At 45.4% G+C, this 21,048-nt stretch carries 19 protein-coding genes; 12 read left to right on the top strand and 7 right to left on the bottom strand.

The window, feature by feature from the left end:
• Positions 1–101: 101 nt before the first annotated feature.
• The 4 genes from rplT to thrS all read right to left on the bottom strand — a co-directional run bounded on the left by rplT (position 102) and on the right by thrS (position 3,279).
• Complete coding sequence (gene rplT, locus AB4484_RS10255) at positions 102–455, bottom strand: 50S ribosomal protein L20 (protein ID WP_004733517.1); 354 nt, start codon at positions 453–455, stop codon at positions 102–104.
• Positions 456–497: 42 nt separating this feature from the next.
• Positions 498–692, bottom strand: a complete 195-nt coding sequence (rpmI, locus tag AB4484_RS10260) for a 50S ribosomal protein L35 (protein WP_004738430.1) — start codon at positions 690–692, stop codon at positions 498–500.
• A gap of 104 nt (positions 693–796) precedes the next feature.
• Positions 797–1,348, bottom strand: a complete 552-nt coding sequence (gene infC / locus AB4484_RS10265; protein ID WP_076654893.1) for a translation initiation factor IF-3 — start codon at positions 1,346–1,348, stop codon at positions 797–799.
• Between the two features lie 2 nt (positions 1,349–1,350).
• Complete coding sequence (gene thrS / locus AB4484_RS10270; RefSeq protein WP_016768282.1) at positions 1,351–3,279, bottom strand: threonine--tRNA ligase; 1,929 nt, start codon at positions 3,277–3,279, stop codon at positions 1,351–1,353.
• Positions 3,280–3,680: 401 nt separating this feature from the next.
• On the opposite strand from thrS, the gene AB4484_RS10275 reads away from it, so the two are divergent.
• Entirely contained in the window at positions 3,681–4,664 is a 984-nt protein-coding gene (locus AB4484_RS10275; RefSeq protein ID WP_372077908.1) for a DUF3187 family protein, read from the top strand.
• 114 nt (positions 4,665–4,778) lie between these two features.
• Here AB4484_RS10275 and AB4484_RS10280 read toward each other — a convergent pair whose 3' ends face one another.
• Positions 4,779–5,522, bottom strand: a complete 744-nt coding sequence (locus tag AB4484_RS10280) for a sporulation protein (protein WP_248369254.1) — start codon at positions 5,520–5,522, stop codon at positions 4,779–4,781.
• A gap of 181 nt (positions 5,523–5,703) precedes the next feature.
• Between AB4484_RS10280 and hutC the strand changes: the two genes are divergently transcribed.
• The 6 genes from hutC to AB4484_RS10310 all read left to right on the top strand — a co-directional run bounded on the left by hutC (position 5,704) and on the right by AB4484_RS10310 (position 13,068).
• Positions 5,704–6,417 (top strand): histidine utilization repressor, encoded by a 714-nt coding sequence (gene hutC / locus AB4484_RS10285; RefSeq protein WP_048617925.1) that lies wholly within the window; start codon positions 5,704–5,706, stop codon positions 6,415–6,417.
• A 113-nt stretch (positions 6,418–6,530) separates the two neighbouring features.
• Entirely contained in the window at positions 6,531–7,781 is a 1,251-nt protein-coding gene (hutI, locus tag AB4484_RS10290) for an imidazolonepropionase (protein WP_372077912.1), read from the top strand.
• Positions 7,768–8,814 (top strand): formimidoylglutamase, encoded by a 1,047-nt coding sequence (gene hutG / locus AB4484_RS10295; RefSeq protein WP_372077915.1) that lies wholly within the window; start codon positions 7,768–7,770, stop codon positions 8,812–8,814. Before hutI ends, hutG begins: the two co-directional genes overlap by 14 nt.
• Before the next feature lie 60 nt (positions 8,815–8,874).
• Entirely contained in the window at positions 8,875–10,569 is a 1,695-nt protein-coding gene (gene hutU, locus AB4484_RS10300; RefSeq protein WP_372077917.1) for a urocanate hydratase, read from the top strand.
• A gap of 14 nt (positions 10,570–10,583) precedes the next feature.
• A complete protein-coding gene (gene hutH / locus AB4484_RS10305) occupies positions 10,584–12,116 on the top strand; it encodes a histidine ammonia-lyase (RefSeq protein ID WP_048607477.1) in 1,533 nt (510 codons plus the stop codon).
• A gap of 226 nt (positions 12,117–12,342) precedes the next feature.
• Entirely contained in the window at positions 12,343–13,068 is a 726-nt protein-coding gene (locus AB4484_RS10310; RefSeq protein WP_010438254.1) for a DUF3581 domain-containing protein, read from the top strand.
• Between the two features lie 130 nt (positions 13,069–13,198).
• Here the strand turns inward: AB4484_RS10310 and AB4484_RS10315 are convergent, their stop codons facing one another.
• Together AB4484_RS10315 and AB4484_RS10320 are read right to left on the bottom strand one after the other, a co-directional pair.
• A complete protein-coding gene (locus tag AB4484_RS10315) occupies positions 13,199–13,660 on the bottom strand; it encodes an isoprenylcysteine carboxylmethyltransferase family protein (RefSeq protein WP_048615113.1) in 462 nt (153 codons plus the stop codon).
• A 66-nt stretch (positions 13,661–13,726) separates the two neighbouring features.
• A complete protein-coding gene (locus AB4484_RS10320; RefSeq protein WP_372077921.1) occupies positions 13,727–16,762 on the bottom strand; it encodes an FAD-binding and (Fe-S)-binding domain-containing protein in 3,036 nt (1,011 codons plus the stop codon).
• A gap of 222 nt (positions 16,763–16,984) precedes the next feature.
• Here AB4484_RS10320 and AB4484_RS10325 point away from each other — a divergent pair, with 222 nt between their 5' ends.
• The 5 genes from AB4484_RS10325 to AB4484_RS10345 all read left to right on the top strand — a co-directional run bounded on the left by AB4484_RS10325 (position 16,985) and on the right by AB4484_RS10345 (position 20,973).
• The gene (locus tag AB4484_RS10325; protein WP_017059770.1) at positions 16,985–17,668 is read left to right on the top strand and encodes a DUF3334 family protein; all 684 of its coding nucleotides are present in this window, start codon (positions 16,985–16,987) and stop codon (positions 17,666–17,668) included.
• Between the two features lie 209 nt (positions 17,669–17,877).
• Positions 17,878–18,567, top strand: coding sequence for a DUF2786 domain-containing protein (locus AB4484_RS10330; protein WP_017059769.1), 690 nt, complete (start codon positions 17,878–17,880; stop codon positions 18,565–18,567).
• A gap of 113 nt (positions 18,568–18,680) precedes the next feature.
• A complete protein-coding gene (locus tag AB4484_RS10335; protein WP_048607125.1) occupies positions 18,681–19,346 on the top strand; it encodes an OmpA family protein in 666 nt (221 codons plus the stop codon).
• Between the two features lie 235 nt (positions 19,347–19,581).
• Positions 19,582–20,619, top strand: a complete 1,038-nt coding sequence (locus AB4484_RS10340; protein WP_372077924.1) for a hypothetical protein — start codon at positions 19,582–19,584, stop codon at positions 20,617–20,619.
• 165 nt (positions 20,620–20,784) lie between these two features.
• A complete protein-coding gene (locus AB4484_RS10345; protein WP_004733419.1) occupies positions 20,785–20,973 on the top strand; it encodes a hypothetical protein in 189 nt (62 codons plus the stop codon).
• Positions 20,974–21,048: the final 75 nt, after the last annotated feature.

Consider the following 21,048-nt stretch of genomic DNA (forward strand, 5'->3'; position numbering starts at 1 on the left):
TGCGAGATGCGAGATGCGAGATTATGGCCAAGCCAAATTACAGGCAATAAAAAAGGAGAACCGAAGTTCTCCTTTTCTTAAACCTTTAAGCTAACTCTAAATTATAGAGATGCTTTCGCTTTTTCAACTAGAACAGCAAATGCTGCTTTGTCGAATACTGCGATGTCAGCAAGAATCTTACGGTCGATCTCGATAGATGCTTTCTTAAGGCCATTGATGAAACGGCTGTAAGATAGACCATTTTGACGAGATGCCGCGTTGATACGTGCAATCCAAAGTTGACGGAATTGACGTTTCTTGTTGCGACGGTCACGGTAAGCGTATTGACCAGCTTTGGTAACTGCTTGGAAAGCTACGCGGTAAACACGTGAACGTGCTCCGTAGTAACCTTTAGCTTGTTTTAGAACTTTCTTATGACGTGCACGAGCTTGTACACCACGTTTTACGCGAGGCATTATGCTTCTCCTAAACTAAACGAATTTATAAACTAAAAAGAATTAAGCGTATGGCATCATACGTAGAACTTGAGCAACTTCACATTTAGGAAGGATCGAGTTCGGACGTAGCTGACGCTTGTTCTTAGTAGTACGCTTAGTCAGGATGTGACGTTTACCAGCGTGCTTAAACTTAATACCACCAGCAGTTTTCTGGAAACGCTTAGCAGCACCTTTGTTGGTTTTCATCTTAGGCATGATGAATAACTCCGCATTGTTGAGTTGTTAATAACATAGTAATTAGGGCGAATAAAACCCCGCAACCTGAGGCTGCAGGGTTCAATTACTTGCAAAGCCGTTAATTACTTCTTTTTAGGGGCCAACACCATGATCATCTGGCGACCTTCAATTCTCGTTGGGAAAGATTCGACTACTGCAAATTCTTCAGTATCCGCTTTCAAACGATTAAGAACGTCAACACCGATTTCTTGGTGAGCCATTTCGCGGCCACGGAAGCGAATTGTTACCTTCACTTTGTTGCCGTCTTCTAGGAAACCAGTCAGGTTGCGTAGTTTTACCTGATAGTCTCCAATATCAGTTCCAGGTCGGAATTTAATTTCCTTGATCTGAACCTGCTTTTGCTTCTTTTTCTGCTCTTTCGCAGCTTTGCTCTTCTCGAAGAGGAACTTACCGTAGTCCATCACACGACAAACTGGCGGCTCGGCGTTAGGGCTGATCTCTACAAGATCCATACCAGCTTCATTTGCAGCTTCCATCGCTTCAGCGATTGATACTACACCAACAGCTTCGCCGTCTGCGCCAGTTAGACGCACTTCACGAACGCCACGAATGTCACCGTTTAAACGGTGCTGGTTTTGTTTGGCCGGTTGTTGGCCACGTCTTCCGCCTTTAATAGCTATTCCTCCAGATTGAGCTTACGGCTTGAAACCTCGGCTTGGATGTATGAAATAAAGTCATCCACTTTAAATTTGCCAAGGTCCTTACCTTTACGTGTACGTACTGCAATTTCGCCGGCTTCCATTTCTTGGTCACCACACACAAGCATGAACGGTACACGTTTCAAAGTATGTTCGCGGATTTTAAAGCCAATCTTCTCATTTCTCAAGTCTGCTTTGACTCTAAATCCACTTTTTTGCAGTTTTTTCGTAATTTCTTGTACATATTCAGACTGTTTGTCTGTAATGCCCATGACAACTGCTTGTTCTGGCGCCAACCACGTTGGGAAGAAGCCAGCGTATTCTTCAATAAGAATACCGATGAAGCGTTCTAGTGAACCTAAAATCGCGCGGTGGATCATAACTGGCGTGTGACGCTCGTTATCTTCACCTACGTAAGTAGCACCTAAACGTTCTGGTAATGCAAAATCGAGCTGCACTGTACCACATTGCCAAGCGCGGTCCAAACAATCATGCAAAGTAAATTCAATCTTAGGTCCGTAGAACGCACCCTCGCCTTCTTGAATCTCGTATGCAATGTCCATTGCCTCTAGCGCTTGCTTAAGGTCAGCCTCTGCACGGTCCCACATTTCGTCTGAACCTACACGCTGTTCTGGACGAGTAGATAGCTTAACAACAATGCTTTCGAAGCCGAAAGTTGTGTAAGTATCGTAAACCATTTCAATACAAGCTTTAACTTCTTGTTGAACTTGGTCTTCAGTACAGAATACGTGAGCATCATCTTGAGTGAAGCCACGAACACGCATAATGCCGTGAAGTGCGCCAGACGGCTCGTTACGGTGACATGAGCCGAACTCAGCCATACGTAGCGGTAAATCACGGTAAGATTTCAAACCTTGGTTGAAGATTTGAACGTGACCAGGACAGTTCATTGGCTTAATAGCGTATTCACGGTTCTCTGAAGAAGTAGTGAACATCGCTTCAGCGTACTTATCCCAGTGACCAGAGCGTTCCCAAAGAACACGGTCCATCATTAATGGGCCTTTAACTTCTTGGTAATCGTACTCAGTCAGTTTTTGACGAATAAATACTTCTAGCTCACGGAAGATAGTCCAACCGTTGTGATGCCAGAACACCATGCCTGGTGCTTCTTGCTGCATGTGGAATAGATCAAGCGCTTTACCGATTTTACGGTGGTCACGTTTAGCCGCTTCTTCTAGACGCACAAGGTGAGCTTTAAGCGCCTTCTTGTCGTGGAATGCAGTACCGTAGATACGTTGAAGCATCTTGTTGTCACTGTTACCACGCCAGTAAGCACCCGCTACGTTAAGTAGAGTGAAGTGCTGACAGAAGCTCATGTTAGGCACGTGTGGACCACGACACATATCGATGTATTCTTCGTGATGGTACAGGCCTGGACGATCGTCTTTAGAAACGTTCTCGTCCAAGATTTCAATCTTGTAAGTCTCGCCGCGAGCTTCGAATGCGTCGCGCGCTTCCTGCCAGCTAACTTTCTTCTTAACAACCTGGTACTTGGTCTTCGCTAGCTCTTTCATGCGCTTTTCGATCTTTTCTAGATCTTCTTGCGTTAGAGAATGCTCAAGGTCGATATCGTAGTAGAAACCGTTATCGATAGTAGGACCGATCGCCATTTTCGCTTCTGGAAAAAGCTGCTTAACCGCGTGGCCTAAAAGGTGAGCACAAGAGTGACGAACGATCTCAAGGCCATCAACCTCATCTTTAGCTGTGATGATTTCTAGGCTTGCATCGTTTTCGATAAGATCACAAGCATCAACACGCTCGCCGTCTACACGACCAGCAATAGTTGCTTTCGCAAGACCAGGACCGATTGATAGGGCAACATCTAGAGTTGATACAGGGTTGTCAAATTGACGCTGACTACCGTCAGGAAGAGTAATAATTGGCATTATTTGTCCTTTACAGTGGTGTTGCACACCAAGCAACACATGAAAATGTTTAATATATGTCTTTCAATCAACGGGTACGCTGATTGGGGATATATGCATAATAAATATACCCACATAGAAGCAAATACAGATGCCCCACTTGTGAGTAGCCGAACATTGTAACGAAATTATATGAAATGACAATGACAGAGCGAAGCCGCAAGCTATCCAACGGCTTCGTTTGGTAAGGTTAACCATGCTGTGGTGACTTACCTACTCTTCTAATCCTCTTGATTACCAAGCTACACCGACTAAACAACTGCACCCTACCTGTTCCGAGTTAACTCATACAACTTACCTCTTACAAACGAGTTATTTAGAACTAAGCTATATAGAAGCAACGGCATGCAGATGAGGTGCATATGGAGAAACGGGCTACTTGTATATCGCTCATACGACCTTTACCGCTAATAATAGCCGCCATGTTTTCTGCGCCAAACGCATGGGCCAACAAAGATTACGGCCCCTTCATCAGTTATACCCAAGCACCACTTCAGTCGGTTCGTCTCACCCCGTCGCTCCGTTCAGGCTTTCCTCTTGAAGAGAATAAAGTTGAAGTATTTACAGCCTTAACTGCCGCGAGTATCTGGGCTCACTCCCACGACTATCATTTAGACTATTATCAAAACCAACTTCAAACAGGCCTACGATGGCAATTGACCAAAGCATGGCAAGTTGAGCTCAATTACCGCTGGTTATACGCCGCCAATAATCATCTCGACAAAATCACTATTAACTTTCACGACCTATTTGGCATCGACCAAGCAGGTCGAGACCAGAAAGACAGACACCAGTTCGACATCTATGCACCAGACCATGGCGTCAATAATCGAGACTTCTCCGGCAACACATTGACTAGCGCTTTCACGCTCTACACCCAATATCAAATCATAGATATAGAAAACCACGGCTTATCTTTTGGCGTCTCCCTTTATCACAACAACGTCAGCCACGGTGCATTTAAGGGAAACAGCACCGAACAAAGCGCTCAACTCAACTATGCATACCAACTTGACATCAATACCTTCTATACAAGCTTAGGGTTAGCGAATCAGTCCAGTAGAGAAGCAGAGAATAGCTTTTCGCATAAGAAGACGACATGGTCATGGATGGGCGGTTATCAACTCACGCTATTTGAAAACCATGAATTGCACCTTGAATACCGTTGGTATGAAGGCGCAGAAGATGGTGACACTGAGTTTTCAGAAGCCGCGAATGAAATGATGTTTGGCTATCGCTATGTGATGCAACGCTCGGCAGTTGAGATATCCATAATCGAGAACATCTTCAACATGGATAATTCCACCGATGTTGCCTTCCAATTGGCCTATCGGCACCAGTGGTAAACCAATTTCAAGACGGGACAGATAGTAGAATCAAAAAAGCCGAACGGTTAAGTTCGGCTTTAGAAATCGTATTGTCTCTATTAATAGACAGAGCGACTACTAACAGATAGATAACTACGCACTCATGATTCTTGATACAGCGTTGCGAATGTCTGAGTCGGCAGCGTTAGCAGGTAAGCTGAATGAGATGTATTGGTCGCCACGGAAGCTCATTGAGCGGTCGATTTCTGCTAGGCAGTGAACCATAGAACCATCTACGATGAATGACAGCTCGATCTCTTTGTTATTCATAAAGCCGCCGCTGCGAAATTCAATCTCTTGGTAACAGCCAGAGCGAGAAGCAAAGCTGTTGCCTTTTAAGAAGCCCTTCTCTACGTCTGCTTTCACCATTGCCATGCCCGATGCTTCCACACCTTGGATAATTTTGGCGACTGTTGGCAGTGGATGAACGGAGATAAAGTCACGGTCTTTAGGATCAATCGCGAAGCCGATATCTAGGTTGGTTTCAACCCACACATGGCATTGATTCATTTGTGCGTTCAACATGGTGACTGGCGTTTCATCATTTAACTTAAGACGAAATGGCACCAATTTGGTTTCACCCGGTTGGATCACGAAAGGCTCTACGGCTTGAATACGACCCAGTGAAAAAGTTTCGTAGCTGGTGCTGTCTTCCGTTTCGACTTTTACTTCTGTGTTGAGAACCAAGTTAATCAGGTCGATTTGTTGCTCAACGTCGCCACCAACAATGTGAACATTGCCAGACAACTCTCCACCTTGGAAAACTTCAATATTATCTAAGACAGTATCAACTTTTGCTGCACCGATGCCCAACGAGGCCTTTAATTTCTTAAACATATTATTTCCCTTTCTAATTATCTGATTTACGAATAGTTATTGCGTGACAATTTGCGACACTTGCCTCACAGAATCAAGCAATTTTCCCCATCTATGTTGAATAAGGTCACATTGCCCGAGGAAATGTTGAAATCGTTAAAAAATCCGTTACTCTATTTGTATAGTCAAATAAGGTTTCATTATGTCGAAAGCGCCGCTCTACCTTCAGATAAAACAGTTCATAGACGACAAAATTACCAATGGTCACTGGCCGGTGGGATATCAAATCACCACCGAACTTGAACTCACCGAGCAGTTCAATGTGAGTAGAATGACGGTCAATAAAGCCATTCGAGATCTTGTGTCTGAAGGTAAGCTCATTAGGAAGCCAAGGCTTGGCACTTTTGTTTGTGAACCCGACGAAAAAGCGCAATCTCCGCTGCTTGATATCAACAACATCGCGCAAGAGATCAAAGACCGCGGCCAAACGTATACTAGCCAAGTTATCAAGCACGATAGTATCAAGGCTGATGAAAGCACGGCTACACGGTTAGGTGTGATGATTAACGCAGAAGTCTTCTATAGTGAAATCATCCATTTTGCGGACAATGCACCGATACAACTGGAAGCACGCTGGGTGAATTCTCAAGCCGCTCCAAAATACCTAGAGCAAGATTTTTCAACTTCCACCCCTAATGAATACCTTTCAAAAAGCTGCCCGTTAAGTGCTATCGAGCACACGGTTGAAGCCATTATTCCAGACTCTCAAATCAGAACGTCACTAAAGCTATCTGAATCAGAGCCTTGCCTTCTTTTGAATAGAAGAACATGGAGCAAAGAACGCCTCATCAGCTTTGCATTGCTCTACCATCCTGGCTCTAAGTACAAATTAAGCTCCAAGATACTCCTAGATTAAAGAACATCATCCTGATCGCCGATCACATTTTTGCAACATCAACTTGATTCGGGTCAGCGTTTAGCCTATTTATTTGTATATACATTTAATGTTTAGCAAAGATCTAGGTGATTATGAATTTGATCCTCAAAAACGCACGAGTGGTCTCCATGAGTTCGGGAGCCGACGGTTATCAGCCCTCTTCTCCTCAAGATATCGTTATCGAAGACGGTAAGATCGTGTCTATCTCTTGTTCAAACCATAAGGCTCATGCTTCTGATATAGAACAACCGAGCACTGGTAACTCTGCGGATTACATCACCTATGATTGCAAGAACAAACTCATCACCCCTGGGCTGATTGATTGCCACACTCACCTCGTATTTGCAGGCAATCGCGCCAACGAATTTGAACAGCGTTTGAATGGTGTCTCTTACACCGACATCGCCAAGCAAGGCGGTGGTATTTTAGCGACAGTAACCGCGACCCGCGCAGCGAAAGAGTCTGAGTTGGTTGAAATGGCACTACCTAGACTCGATGGCCTACTAAGAAGTGGCGTAACCAGCATCGAAGTAAAATCTGGCTATGGTTTAACTCTTGAAGATGAGCTCAAGATGTTACGCGCAGCTAAAGCGTTAGAGAATCATCGCCGAATTAAGATCACCACCACTCTCCTTTCAGCACACGCAGTACCGCCAGAATACAAAGAACAACCAGATCGTTACATAGATCTAGTTTGCCAAGAGATCATTCCTAAAGCTGCAGAGCAAGGGCTCGCCGATGCGGTTGACGTGTTCTGCGAATCTATCGGCTTCAACCTAGAACAAACCGAACGTGTATTTGCAGTTGCCAAAGCACATGGGCTAGCGATTAAAGGCCACACTGAACAACTTTCAAATATGGGTGGCAGTGCGCTCGCAGCTAAATACGGTGCACTCTCTGTCGACCATGTTGAATACCTTGATGAAACCGGAGTAAAAGCACTGGCGGAATCGGGCACAATTGCAACCTTATTACCCGGTGCTTTCTACTTCTTGAAAGAGACTCAACAGCCGCCTATCGCCCTACTTCGTGAACACAAGATTCCAATGGCGATCGCGACCGACTTAAATCCCGGCACCTCACCCTTTGCTGATTTATCCCTGATGATGAACATGAGCTGCACCCTGTTTGATACGACACCTGAAGAAGCATTGCGTGGTGTAACTTGTAACGCCGCAGCTGCCATTGGTGAGTCACAAACCAAGGGCAAAGTCGAAATCGGTTATGCCGCAGATTTGGCTATCTGGAACATCGACCACCCTGCTGATCTAAGCTATCAAGTCGGTGTTCCTCATCTGCATAAACGCATTGTTAATGGCGAGGTGTGTCATGACTCAATCTAAATCCAACGGTATCCAAGAGAACGCAACAACCGTGCATAACTTTGTGTGGACCGGACGTAATGATCTTGAAGATGGCGCACTCGGTACTCGCGTTCATCACATTACCAAGCAAGTACAAAGTAGTGACTTAAGTGACGAGCTGACTGACAGCGCTATCGCCTTGGTTGGCTTTGCCAGCGATGCCGGTGTTGCAAGAAATAAAGGACGCGTAGGCGCGAAACAAGCACCTAACTTGATTCGCCAAGCGCTGGCGAATATGGCTTGGCACAGTGACGCACGCATCGCCGATCTCGGTGATATCGAATGCAATGATGGTCAATTAGAAGCCAGCCAAAAACAGTGTGCATCTGTGATTGCCACTGCTCTATCAACTAACAAAGTGATTACCCTTGGCGGTGGTCACGAAGTGGCTTGGGCGTCGTTCCAAGGACTTGCTGAGCATTTACATAAAACTGAACGCCTTGATAAAGATCAGCCAGAGCACAAACCTAAGATAGGCATCGTTAACTTTGATGCTCACTTTGATCTTCGTGAATTTGAAAGCGAAATCGCCGATGTTAAACCGAGCTCAGGCACGCCTTTTAACCAGATAAGTGATTACTGCCACACACATCAGTGGCCGTTTCATTACGCTTGTCTTGGTGTGAGTGCCGCCAGCAATACCAAAGCGCTGTTTAACAAAGCTGACCAACTGGGCGTGTGGTATGAACACGACCGCAACATGACTCAAGTGAATCAAGTCGCTCAACTGGTCAAGTTACAAAAATTCATCGCTGAGTGTGATTACCTCTATCTCACTATCGACCTTGATGTTTTCCCCGCAGCTACTGCGCCGGGAGTAAGTGCACCAGCGGCAAGAGGCGTGAGCTATGAAGCGCTTGCTCCTTTTTTAGAACAGATTTTCCAACACAATGAAAAACTCATTATCGCGGACATTGCAGAATATAACCCGGACTACGATGTCGATGGCCAAACGGCTCGATTGGCGGCTCGTTTGTGTTGGGATATTGCCAGTGCAATGGCCAGCGACTAATCCAGCTATACCGATAACTACAACTACAACGATATAACGTGAAACAGAAGGAATTCCAAAATGACGGAACACCACAACAGTGACCCTCGTCTCGACACGACTCGCGAAATTCGCGCACCTCATGGCACCACTTTGCGCGCTAAATCTTGGTTAACAGAAGCACCACTGCGTATGCTGATGAATAACCTAGACCCTGACGTGGCAGAACACCCACATGCACTGGTTGTGTATGGCGGTATTGGTCGCGCTGCGCGTGATTGGAAATGTTATGACAAGATTGTGGAAGTATTAGAGCGTTTAGAAGATGACCAAACGTTACTTGTTCAATCCGGTAAACCTGTGGGCGTGTTCCCTACTCATAAAAACGCACCTCGCGTACTGATCGCTAACTCGAACCTTGTTCCACACTGGGCGAACTGGGAACACTTCAACGAGCTCGATAAAGAAGGCTTGATGATGTACGGCCAAATGACCGCAGGTAGCTGGATCTACATAGGCTCACAAGGCATTGTTCAAGGTACTTATGAAACATTTGTCGCGATTGCCAAGAAGCACTTCCAAGGTGAAGCAAACGGCAAGTGGGTTCTAACGGGCGGTCTTGGTGGAATGGGCGGCGCTCAACCTCTTGCTGCAACGATGGCTGGCTTCTCAATGATCGCCGTGGAGTGTGATGAATCACGAATCGACTACCGCTTGCGTACTGGCTATGTAGACAAAAAAGCCACCAGCTTAGATGAAGCAATGGCAATGATTAAAGAGTCAGACACGCCAATCTCTGTTGGCTTATTAGGTAACGCCGCAGACGTATTCCCAGAGCTTGTTGAACGCAATATCACGCCTGACGTGGTAACTGACCAAACATCTGCCCACGATCCACTAAACGGCTACTTGCCGCAAGGTTGGACGATGGAGAAAGCCGCACAAGAGCGCACCATTGATGAAGCAAAAGTGGTGAAAGCCGCGAAACAATCGATGGCGATTCAAGTACAAGCCATGCTAGACCTGCAATACCGCGGCGCAGCAACCGTGGATTACGGTAATAACATTCGCCAAATGGCTCTGGAAGAAGGCGTAGAAAACGCATTTGATTTCCCAGGCTTCGTTCCTGCGTATATTCGTCCTTTATTCTGCGAGGGCGTCGGACCGTTCCGCTGGGCTGCCCTATCTGGTGACCCAGAAGACATCTACAAAACAGACCAAAAAGTAAAAGAACTGATTCCAGACAACCCACATCTACACAACTGGCTAGATATGGCGCGTGAACGTATTCAGTTCCAAGGCCTGCCAGCGCGTATCTGTTGGGTTGGATTGAAAGATCGTGAACGTTTAGGCCAAGCATTCAATAAAATGGTCAAAAATGGCGAACTGAAAGCACCGGTTGTTATCGGTCGTGACCACCTAGATTCAGGCTCAGTAGCAAGCCCGAACCGCGAAACAGAAGGCATGATGGATGGATCAGATGCAGTATCAGATTGGCCTCTATTGAATGCCCTTCTGAACACAGCTGGCGGCGCAACTTGGGTTTCTCTGCACCACGGTGGTGGCGTTGGTATGGGCTTCTCGCAACACTCAGGCATGGTGATTTGTTGTGACGGTAGTGTAGATGCATCACAGCGTATTGCTCGCGTACTTCATAATGACCCAGCAACCGGCGTTATGCGTCATGCAGATGCGGGTTACGATATTGCTAAGCAGTGTGCTAAAGAGCAGAAACTTGATTTACCTATGCTAAACGAAGAACTTCGTCGCCTTTAATGTCTGGAGAGAACATGTTGAATTTATTACTTAAGCCAGGACTACTAGGCCTATCTGAACTGCGCAAAATCAGCCGTAGCCCTGTAAACCTGTCACTGGATCCAGCTGCAATCCCTGATATTGAAGCGAGCATGCAGGTTGTCGAGCAGGTGATTGCTGAAGATCGTACTGTGTATGGCATCAATACGGGTTTTGGCTTGTTAGCAAATACCAAAATTGCGCCTGAAGATCTCGAAGTTCTACAGAAAAGTATCGTACTTTCTCACGCAGCGGGCATTGGCAAATTTATGTCTGATGAAACCGTACGCTTGATGATGGTATTGAAGATTAACAGCTTGTCTCGCGGTTACTCGGGTATCCGACTCAAGGTCATCAACGCTCTTATCGATCTTGTAAACGCACAGGTTTACCCATGTGTACCACAAAAAGGATCTGTGGGTGCTTCAGGAGATCTTGCTCCCCTCGCCCACATGAGTACCGTACTGCTAGGTGAAGGTCAAGCACGTCACAACGGCAAGATCATCACGGGTCTGGAAGCAATGCAGATCGCTGGCTTGGAGCCTATCACGCTAGCGCCGAAAGAAGGCCTAGCGCTATTAAACGGCACACAAGCATCGACTGCGTTTGCGTTAGAAGGTCTATTCGCAGCGGAAGACTTGTTCGCTTCTGCGACTGTGTGTGGTGCAATGTCTGTAGAAGCCGCACTGGGTAGTCGTCGCCCGTTTGACCCTCGAATTCATCGTGTTCGTGGTCATCGTGGTCAAATGGATGCCGCGCTTGCTTATCGCCATATGCTTGATCAAAAGAGTGAGATTGGTGAATCACACACTTGCTGTGAAAAGGTTCAAGACCCTTACTCGCTACGTTGTCAGCCTCAAGTGATGGGTGCCTGTTTACAGCAAATTCGTAATTCAGCAGAAACGTTAAACGTTGAAGCGAACTCGGTATCGGATAACCCACTGGTATTTGCTGAAGACGGCGACATTATTTCAGGTGGTAACTTCCACGCAGAACCTGTGGCCATGGCAGCCGATAACCTAGCACTTGCGATTGCGGAAATTGGCAGCCTTTCTGAACGAAGAATGGCACTACTGATTGATAGCGCGCTAAGCAAACTGCCACCTTTCTTGGTCGATAACGGCGGCGTTAACTCAGGCTTTATGATTGCTCAGGTTACCTCTGCTGCTTTAGCAAGCGAAAACAAAACACTGGCACACCCAGCATCAGTCGACAGCCTTCCAACATCGGCAAACCAAGAAGATCATGTATCTATGGCAACCTTTGCGGGTCGTCGACTGCGTGACATGGCAGAAAACACTCGTGGCATCTTGGCCGTTGAATACTTAGCAGCAGCACAAGGCTTGGACTTCCGAGCGCCAAACCTATCTTCACCTCGAGTAGAAGAAGCGAAACAGATTCTGCGTGAAAAAGTGAGCTTCTACGACAAAGACCGTTACTTCTCACCAGATATCGAGCAAGCGAACCTATTGCTCAAATTATCAGTGCACAATCACCTAATGCCAGAAGGTATTCTGTGTAGCTTTTAAGACAGAAACAACCTGAACAACACCCATTAGAGTGTTATATAAACAAGGGCTATTAATTAGCCCTTGTTGCATTGAGCCAAAGACCATATTCCCCTTAAAATCGTCACATACCATCCAACGTATTTATCTAATCGATTGATATATAAGCAAAGTTAACTGGATAGACCATTAGAGCGAAGTTAGTTAGCTATAATCCACCCCAGATTTGATGACTAATAGCGATACTATGTTTCTGACACCTTACTTTTCTACTGAAGACAATCAATTTCAATTCACTCGTGAACAAGCTAGCCACTTTGCTAAAAAAGTAGCCGCTGACTTCAACCCAATTCACGATGAAGACAACAAGCGCTTCTGCGTGCCTGGCGACCTTTTGTTTGCAGTTCTTCTGCAGAAAGAAGGCATCAGCCAAAAAATGCGTTTTGATTTTTCAGGTATGGTTGGTAACGGTATTGCGCTAAGCGTTGACAACAAATGTGAGAAAGAAAGCTCACTGGTTGACGAGAAAGGCAAAGAGTACCTGCACATGTCTTGTGAAGGTGAAAAGAGCCACGACCAAGCATTCATCGAGCACGTAGTAACAAACTACGTTAAGTTCTCTGGCATGAACTTCCCACACATCATGGTTCCTCTTATGGAAGAACAACAAATGATGATCAACTGCCAGCGTCCTCTTGTGATTTATGAGAGCATGGAAGTTGAATTTACTCGCCTAGACCTGTCTCACCCAGAAGTTGAATTCTCTGGCGCGACTTTTGATGTCGAAGGCAAACGTGGCATCGTGACCCTGAACTTCGATTTCAAAGAAGACGGCGAAGTAGTAGGTAAAGGCGTGAAGCGCATGGTAGCAAGTGGCCTTAAGCCATACGACCAAGCTTCTGTCGACGACCTAGTAAACCGCTTCAACGAGCGCAAAGAGATGTTTCTAGCTCAGTTCGCAGCCGCTGCTTAATCAGCATTATTATTTACACCACTCGATGTAAGTAAGCCCTAGAACAAGATCAATAAAGCCCAGCTTGATAATCTCAAGCTGGGCTTTTTATTTTGATTACTAAGCCATTAAGCCTGCTCTCAAATCATCACTAAATCCAGCGCCTAACCTTTTGTTTGTAATCAACATATTCCGCGCCAAATAATTGTTCTAGAGCTCGCTCTTCGGGTTTGATTTGGAAATAATTCATGTAGATTACGAAGCCAAAGCTGAGTAGTACACTGAAGATATTCTGGAAGAAGTAACCAAAGCAAAACAGAAGTATGAATAGCCCTAGATACATTGGGTTTCGCGTGTAACCAAAGATCCCACTGTCCACGACGGCTGAAGCGGTTTCGACTTTGATCGGGTTAACGGTGGTTTTCTGTTTTCGAAATTCCAATATGCCGGATATTCCAATCACACCACTCAATGCGACCCCGATACCTAACACAACCATTCCATAAGGTAATGCCAGTGCTCCTTGGCTCAACTGCTGAGCGCAGAAGTATGATGCTACGAATACAATAATGAACAGTGCAACGGGTGGTACTTTTAATTCTAGAAATTTCATACTTTTCCTTATTAACATTCCTTTGTTAGTTTAGAAAAAAGCCCAGCAATTGCTGGGCTAAATGTATTAGAGAATTTTTGCTAGCGCCTGTAATGGGTGAGCAAGCTTCTCACCTTCAAAACGCTTCACTTGGCTACGGCAAGAATAGCCCGTCACCAAGCAACGATCTTTTGGTAAGTCCTGCATTTGAGGCTTCCAACTTAAACCGTATATGTCTTTCGACATTTGCAACTTATCGACTTCGTGGCCGAAAGTTCCCGCCATACCACAACAGCCGACAGGCACGCTGGTTAACCCCGCACCAAAGTGTTTGAAGATAGTGCCCCACTCTTTTTCAGCGTTCGGCATTTTGGTTTTCTCAGTACAGTGAGCAAATAAGTACCACATTTCTTCACTTGCTGAGCGCGCTTCGAACTCACCTAACGATGGCATTAACCATTCATGCACAGTAAGCACATCAAAGTCGCCGCGCTTGTCACCTAAGATCTCGACGTATTCATCGCGGTAACAAAGCACAAGAGCAGGATCAACACCGACCAAAGGAATTCCGATATCCGCCACCATCGACAAGAAATCCGAAGTCGATTTCGCCTCACGTGCAAATCGATTTAAGAAGCCCTTGATGTGTAGCGCTTTACCATTCGGTTTGAACGGCAGCAGTACCGGTGTTTTGCCAAGCTTTTGAGCCAGAGTGACGAAGTCTTCAATCACCTCTGCATCATAGAAGCTGGTAAACGGGTCTTGAACGATCAGCACATGCTGTTTCTTCTGTTCAGAAGACAAGCCTTCTAAGTACTGTAAGTCGAAGAGCTGCAGCTCTTTACTTGCTAGACGATTTTTTAGCGTAGGCACCGACATCAGTGGTGCATCAACATAACCGACCGTCTTAGCTGTTGCCGTTTGGATCCACTTTTGACCCAATGCAGCGTTCACTACTTTTGGCGCTTTCGCCATCAGCGGCAGCATGGTTTCAATGTTGGCGACTAAATAGTCTTTTGCTGGGCGCTGGTAACGCGAGTAGTAGATATTTAAGAATCGAGAACGGAAACTTGGAACATCGACTTTAATCGGACATTGACTCGCACACGCTTTACACGCCAAACAACCGTTCATCGCCTCATGAACTTCATGCGAGAAATCGTACTCGTGGCGTTTGTTCATCGTGTTACGAACACGCTCAATCATAGTCTTAACGGGTGTGTTGTCTTTCAACGCTTCTTGCTCAAGGTCGAGAATATCAACGCCTTGCTCAGTCAGTTGACGCAACCATTCTCTTACCAAGCCCGCGCGGCCTTTTGGTGAATGACGGCGGTCAGCCGTAACTTTCATTGAAGGACACATTGGCGAGCTAGTATCGTAGTTGAAACACAAGCCGTTACCGTTACATTCCATCGCTTGCTTGAAGCTGTCACGAACTTGTACGTCGATCTGACGGTCGTAGAAACCACGCTTAGTATCAGTAACCTTCACCAATTCAGCATCGCTTTCTAAAGGCGTACAGATCTTGCCAGGGTTCATCTTGTTGTGCGGGTCGAATGCTGCTTTAACACGTCTTAATTCGGTAAATAGCTCTTCACCAAAGAAGTCAGGTCCATACTCAGAACGGAAGCCTTTACCGTGTTCACCCCACATCAAGCCGCCGTATTTTGCCACCAGCTTAACCACTTCATCAGAGACTTCATGCATCAAGGCTTCTTGTATCGGGTCACACAGATCCAATGCTGGACGAACGTGTAATACGCCCGCATCCACGTGACCAAACATGCCGTAGTTCAACTCTTTTGAATCGAGCAACACTCTAAATTCAGAGATGAAATCCGCGAGGTTTTCTGGTGGTACACAAGTATCTTCAGCAAAAGCGACTGGCTTAGCTCGGCCTTTCGCCGCACCTAGCAGACCCACTGCTTTCTTACGCATGTTGTAGATTCGGCCAATGCTCGCCAAATCGCTACAGACTTGGAAACCAATAACGCCGGCTTCTTCGCTTTCAACCATGGTTTCAAGGCGTGCAGTCAGCGCTTGAACTTGCTGTTCAACTTCCGCTTCATCTTGGCCTGCAAACTCAACCATGTTGATGCCAAGCATCTCTTTGTTTGGAACGTCAGTCAGCAGGTCGCTCACGGTGTGCCAAACAATGTCTTGCTTCGCTAGGTTCAATACTCTTGAATCCACCGTTTCAACAGACAGTGCTTTCGCTTCTACCATGAACGGCGCGTTACGTAGCGCAGAATCAAACGTGTTGTATTTCACGTTAACCAGTGTGCGCGCTTTTGGAATCTTGGTTAGATTTAACTTTGCTTCTGTGATGAATGCTAACGAGCCTTCAGCGCCACATAGAACGCGAGTCAGGTCAAAGCTGTCATCTTGCTCGTTGATTGCGTTCTTTAGGTCATAACCTGTTAAAAAGCGATTCAGCGGAGGGAATTTATCTAAGATTTGAGCGCGCTTGTCTCGACAAACCGCTTCAGTCACCGCAAGTGCATGGTGAGCGAACTCACCCTCAACAGGTAAGCCGTGTGATAAATCAGATTCCAGACATGAACCATCTGCGAACACCGCTTGCAGCGACAATACATGGTCCGACGTTTTGCCGTACTTCAATGACCCTTGGCCCGAAGCATCGGTATTGATCATGCCACCCAAGGTTGCTCGGTTACTGGTAGAAAGGTCTGGAGAGAAAAAGTAACCATAAGGGCGAACAGCGTCGTTCAATTGATCTTTAACGACACCAGACTGAACTCTTACCCAGCCTTCTTTCTCGTTAATCTCAAGAACCTTATTCATGTATCGCGACAGGTCAACCACGACACCTTTTGTTAAAGATTGTCCGTTGGTTCCGGTACCACCGCCACGAGGGGAAAAAGTCACGCGTTCGTAAGCGGATTTAGAAACCACTTTACCGATAAGCACAACGTCTTGCGTTGTTTTAGGAAGGATGACCGCCTGCGGCAATTGCTGATAGACACTGTTATCAGTCGCCACAGCCAAACGGCTAGAATATTGAGATTCAATGTCGCCAGTAAAGCCCGCTGTTTTTAGTTCATCTAAAAAGCGTACGACAACTGGATCGACATCAGCATTGAGTTGAAGTCTTGGTAACATTTGCTTCCTGCCCCTACTTCGCTGATCCTATCAGCATTGGGTTATCTGAGATTTTTAATAATTTTCTTTGAATTTCGTCACTTTACTACTATTAAGATCATATAAAAAGGTGATCAAATCAGAATCTCAGTGCAAGAATGGAGAAATAGTCACTTTCGTCTTAATTCAGTAGCAATATACTGAATAACATTTTGTTTAAGACATCTCCACGAGCACATCACAATGAAAAAAAACAAAACAGTCACAACTGAAGATATCCTTCTTAAACTATGCCAATCAGTCTCAAGCGTACTGACTTCAGCGACGGCTTCTCAGGTGTCCTATTCAGCCATGGTTCAAAAGATCAACAAGACAAGCCTAAAGCCAGATTTTGGTTGCTTCGTTCTGTTTGATGGCGGCTTTTCTGGTCTTGTTGTTATCAATTTTACGTCCAAAGCAGCGCTAGAGATCTACACCAATTACATGCGCAATATGGGCATGCCTGAAAACGAGCTTGCTGTGCTTCATACTTCAGACGAAGTGGGCGATGTATTAGGTGAGCTGATGAACCAATTGGTTGGCGATTTCACCAATAAAATCCGCAAAGAGCTGCAAACCAACATCACACAAAACCAACCGAAAATGCTGGCTCTGAACAAGCAAGTTAACCTTTCTGTTGATACTAATCTCGATCGTCCACAAGCTCGTCGTGTTACCTTCTCTACCGCTAATAACAACATTTTCTACCTTGAGCTTGCGATGGATAAGACCGAATTCATTCAATTGGAAGAATTTGAAATCGCAGAAGACGAATGTCCAGATAGCATTCTTGAGGCGACTCAGAAAAAAATGCAAGAAGCGAACAAGCCAGCTCAAAGCTCAGGCAATGATTCTGCAGCAGATCTACTCGATGAACTGGGTATCTAGTTTACGAATGCTCTAGACACATTGAAAAAACGTGTCACTAACGCCATCAATACGCTTGATGGCGTTTTTGTTTTTGCCGCCAAGTCGGCCCATGCAGTCCAATGTTCACCGCCTCACTTGTTCATCAAACCAGTTTTGCCTTTCTGTTACCCGCGAAAACATGTAAAATGTTGGACTTTTAAAAATTTGCGGTACTGATTAAATTGTCGATGGATAAGAAAAAAGCCCTAAAGAAAATTGCCAAGTGTCTTGAACTTGGAAATTCTGCGAACGTCAATGAAGCGGCCAATGCGATAAAAATGGCGCATAACTTGATGCTGAAATATGGTCTCGAAAAAGACGATATTGAATTTATCAAGATGGGGAAAACTCAGTCCAGTCACCTGTTACCTGCAAATATCAGTTCTACACTGCTGCGTGTTATTCGCGGTATCAACACCAAATTTGGTGTTGAAGCCGTATTGCTGAATCACAAAGGCCTCAAGCGTGTCGAGTTCATTGGTGAAGCCGACCGCGCGATCTTCGCAGCCTTCGCTTTCGATATCATTTATCGTGAACTGAATGAGCACACCGGCCAATTCAGAAATAGCTTTGCTGGCTCTGGCACAGGATCATTAGAAGTGACACGCCGCGTGAACTCGTTTGTTTCAGGCTGGGTTGAAGGTGCACTTGAAAAGCTGCCAACCATTACGCCAGACGACGAATCAAACAACAAGATCAATAACTACATTGATAAAGAATTCAAAAATATCGACCGTGAAACGTTCAAGCAGCAACTGAGAGAAGCGATGAAAAACCTCACCGCCGATTATGAAGTTGGTTTGAAGAAAGGTCGTAAATTGTCTGTTAATCGACCAGTTGGCGGTACCCAGGCAGCTAAAAAGATAACTAAATCATAGAGCCACTTTACATTACTTCGACGTATTGATAAAAACCATCAATAAGATTTACAGGACTATGTTTGTCACTCGGATTCATTCGTTTGACAGAAGTACATGATGGAGAAAATACGTTGAAAAAAATCACACTAGCCCTAGCGCTTACTATCGCTTTAACGGGTTGTCAGGCAACTCAACGCCAAAACGCGACAACTGGCGAATCTGAGACTAACTCTGCAACTCAAGGCGCTCTAATTGGTGCACTCGCTGGTGCCGTTGCTGGTGCTGCAACTGGTGACTCTAAAGATCGTGGTAAACGTGCACTTATCGGCGCAGCAGGTGGTGCGGCTGTTGGTGGTGGTATTGGTTACTACTTTGACCGACAAGAAGCAGCCCTTCGTGAAGAGCTAATGAATTCAGGCGTTCAAGTTGAACGTGTCGGTGAGAACCAACTTCTACTTCGCCTAGAAAACGGCATCGGTTTTGATTCTGGCTCTTACGCTTTGGAATCAAGCATTCACAATACCCTTCGCGGCGTTGCTCGCATCCTCGTTGAATACCCAGACACTAGCCTAGTGATTGAAGGTCATACTGACAGCACAGGCAGCGAATCAACCAATCAAATCCTTTCTGAGCGTCGTGCTGAATCTGTTCGTGCATTCTTGATCTCTCAAGACGTTGCTGCAGGTCGTGCTATTGCTCGTGGTAACGGTGAGCGTTACCCTCTATGTGACAACAACACCTCTCAAGGTCGTGCTTGTAACCGTCGCGTAGAAATTCAAATCTTGCCGCTTAAGTAGCACGATTAAAGCCCAGTCCATCTTTATCTATTGAATTAACCTCTATATAGTTGTTTATCAGTTATGTTACTCATTTAACGTGAGAATAATAACCAACAACCATAAAGCGTATTCATACTGACATATCGATTCTGGGCTTTTTTACGAGACTTATCTTTTGCTGATCCTATCCAACATTCTGTCATCATCACTTCTTAGAGCTCTATTTCTAGCCCTCATCTTTTCCACGATACCGTTGTCCACCACACATTTCGTGCACGCTGCAAGCAGTGATGAATTTTCATTAGCTCCACAATCTCAAGAGTCACAACCTCAAGATCCCACTTCTCAATACCAATTAGCTCAAGCTTATGAATCGGGTGTCGACGTTCCTGTTAGCACCAGTGATGCATTGTATTGGTACACGCAGTCAGCAGAAAATGGCAACCCAAACGCGCAATTTATACTGGGGGAATGGTACTTAGCAGGAACAGGTGTTGAACAAAGTAACAAGCTTGCTTTGGAATGGTTTATTAAAGCAGCGTTGCAAGGTAACCAGCGCGCGCCTATCGAGGTAGCAAAACTCTACGAATCCTCGCTAGAACAAGACCTCCTTCAACCATTAGATAAAGCGCAGCTATGGTATGAAGCAGCCTTAAAAGATAATCCACAAGCAGAAGACGGCTACAACCGCATTTTGGAAGCACAATTCAACCAACAACGTGCCAAGCAGATCTCTTCAATAGAACAGCTCGATGACAGCATCGACTCTGAAATAGACACCAGTCAGGGGTTATCTAAGCACGTTCAATCTAACCAAATGCCATCTAACCAAGCATCACGTTCTAACCTCTCCAGTTCTAACCTAACTAGCTCTGACTATATGATTGGTGCTGCGTTGGCCGTGCTGATTTCAATCATCAGCATTATTGCGACTTTTGTTATCTCAAGAAGAAGACAAGCTCTAAAGTCGGGTGATTCACGACAGCAACAACAATCACTTGAAGCGCAGCTTGCCTCGAAGGACCTGACGATTAAGCAGCAAAAACGTCAGCTGCACACTATGTTCCACGAATTGAAGAAGCAGAAAAACAGCAAAGGTCTAAGTAATTTTCAGGTGGCTTGCGCGCTATTTGGCTATACGCCTAGTTCAATCCCTGACCAAAAAAGCATCAAGATCCGATACAAACAGCTATCAAAGATCTACCATCCAGATGGTCACGGATGTGACGAAGAAATGAAACGTTTGAACAATGCGCTAAAAACCATTTTACAAAATGTTACAAAACCGTAAACAAACACACATCTTCATTTTTCTATATCTCAAAGATATCGATTTTATTGGTGTTGCAATCGATCCCCCTCTCAAAAACGGGTAACAAACTATTAACTAATGGGTCTTACTTGTGTCATAATTTGCGCCGAAAATACACCTGACTTAAACAGGTGAGGAGAGAATATGTTCACAATAGAAGGCGTTTGTGATTGGTGCAAAAAGCCAAGCCTAGTTAAAAAACACGACTACCTAGATGGTAAGTGTCATCATGCATGTAAAGAGTGCAATGATATTGCAACCATTGATGTTCGCCAGTTCAATATTGGTGAAATGGAAATGAGAGCAAAACTCTCCCAAGCGACATTGAGATAAGCAACACCGTGAAATATAAGAAAGCGCCTAAGGCGCTTTTTTTGTGCTTGTGGTTTTCTCCCTTCTCTCTTCTCC

The organism is Vibrio sp. 10N.261.46.A3 (assembly GCF_041472995.1).
GTDB lineage: Bacteria > Pseudomonadota > Gammaproteobacteria > Enterobacterales > Vibrionaceae > Vibrio > Vibrio coralliirubri.

What these genes read in the sequence shown, in the direction of transcription:
- AB4484_RS10320 (WP_372077921.1), bottom strand. Translation starts at nt 16,762, where the DNA reads ATGTTACCAAGACTTCAACTCAATGCTGATGTCGATCCAGTTGTCGTA.
- hutG (WP_372077915.1), top strand. Translation starts at nt 7,768, where the DNA reads ATGACTCAATCTAAATCCAACGGTATCCAAGAGAACGCAACAACCGTG.
- AB4484_RS10325 (WP_017059770.1), top strand. Translation starts at nt 16,985, where the DNA reads ATGAAAAAAAACAAAACAGTCACAACTGAAGATATCCTTCTTAAACTA.
- AB4484_RS10280 (WP_248369254.1), bottom strand. Translation starts at nt 5,522, where the DNA reads ATGTTTAAGAAATTAAAGGCCTCGTTGGGCATCGGTGCAGCAAAAGTT.
- rpmI (WP_004738430.1), bottom strand. Translation starts at nt 692, where the DNA reads ATGCCTAAGATGAAAACCAACAAAGGTGCTGCTAAGCGTTTCCAGAAA.
- AB4484_RS10275 (WP_372077908.1), top strand. Translation starts at nt 3,681, where the DNA reads ATGGAGAAACGGGCTACTTGTATATCGCTCATACGACCTTTACCGCTA.
- hutU (WP_372077917.1), top strand. Translation starts at nt 8,875, where the DNA reads ATGACGGAACACCACAACAGTGACCCTCGTCTCGACACGACTCGCGAA.
- AB4484_RS10310 (WP_010438254.1), top strand. Translation starts at nt 12,343, where the DNA reads ATGTTTCTGACACCTTACTTTTCTACTGAAGACAATCAATTTCAATTC.
- hutH (WP_048607477.1), top strand. Translation starts at nt 10,584, where the DNA reads ATGTTGAATTTATTACTTAAGCCAGGACTACTAGGCCTATCTGAACTG.
- hutI (WP_372077912.1), top strand. Translation starts at nt 6,531, where the DNA reads ATGAATTTGATCCTCAAAAACGCACGAGTGGTCTCCATGAGTTCGGGA.
- thrS (WP_016768282.1), bottom strand. Translation starts at nt 3,279, where the DNA reads ATGCCAATTATTACTCTTCCTGACGGTAGTCAGCGTCAATTTGACAAC.
- AB4484_RS10345 (WP_004733419.1), top strand. Translation starts at nt 20,785, where the DNA reads ATGTTCACAATAGAAGGCGTTTGTGATTGGTGCAAAAAGCCAAGCCTA.
- hutC (WP_048617925.1), top strand. Translation starts at nt 5,704, where the DNA reads ATGTCGAAAGCGCCGCTCTACCTTCAGATAAAACAGTTCATAGACGAC.
- rplT (WP_004733517.1), bottom strand. Translation starts at nt 455, where the DNA reads ATGCCTCGCGTAAAACGTGGTGTACAAGCTCGTGCACGTCATAAGAAA.
- AB4484_RS10315 (WP_048615113.1), bottom strand. Translation starts at nt 13,660, where the DNA reads ATGAAATTTCTAGAATTAAAAGTACCACCCGTTGCACTGTTCATTATT.
- AB4484_RS10330 (WP_017059769.1), top strand. Translation starts at nt 17,878, where the DNA reads ATGGATAAGAAAAAAGCCCTAAAGAAAATTGCCAAGTGTCTTGAACTT.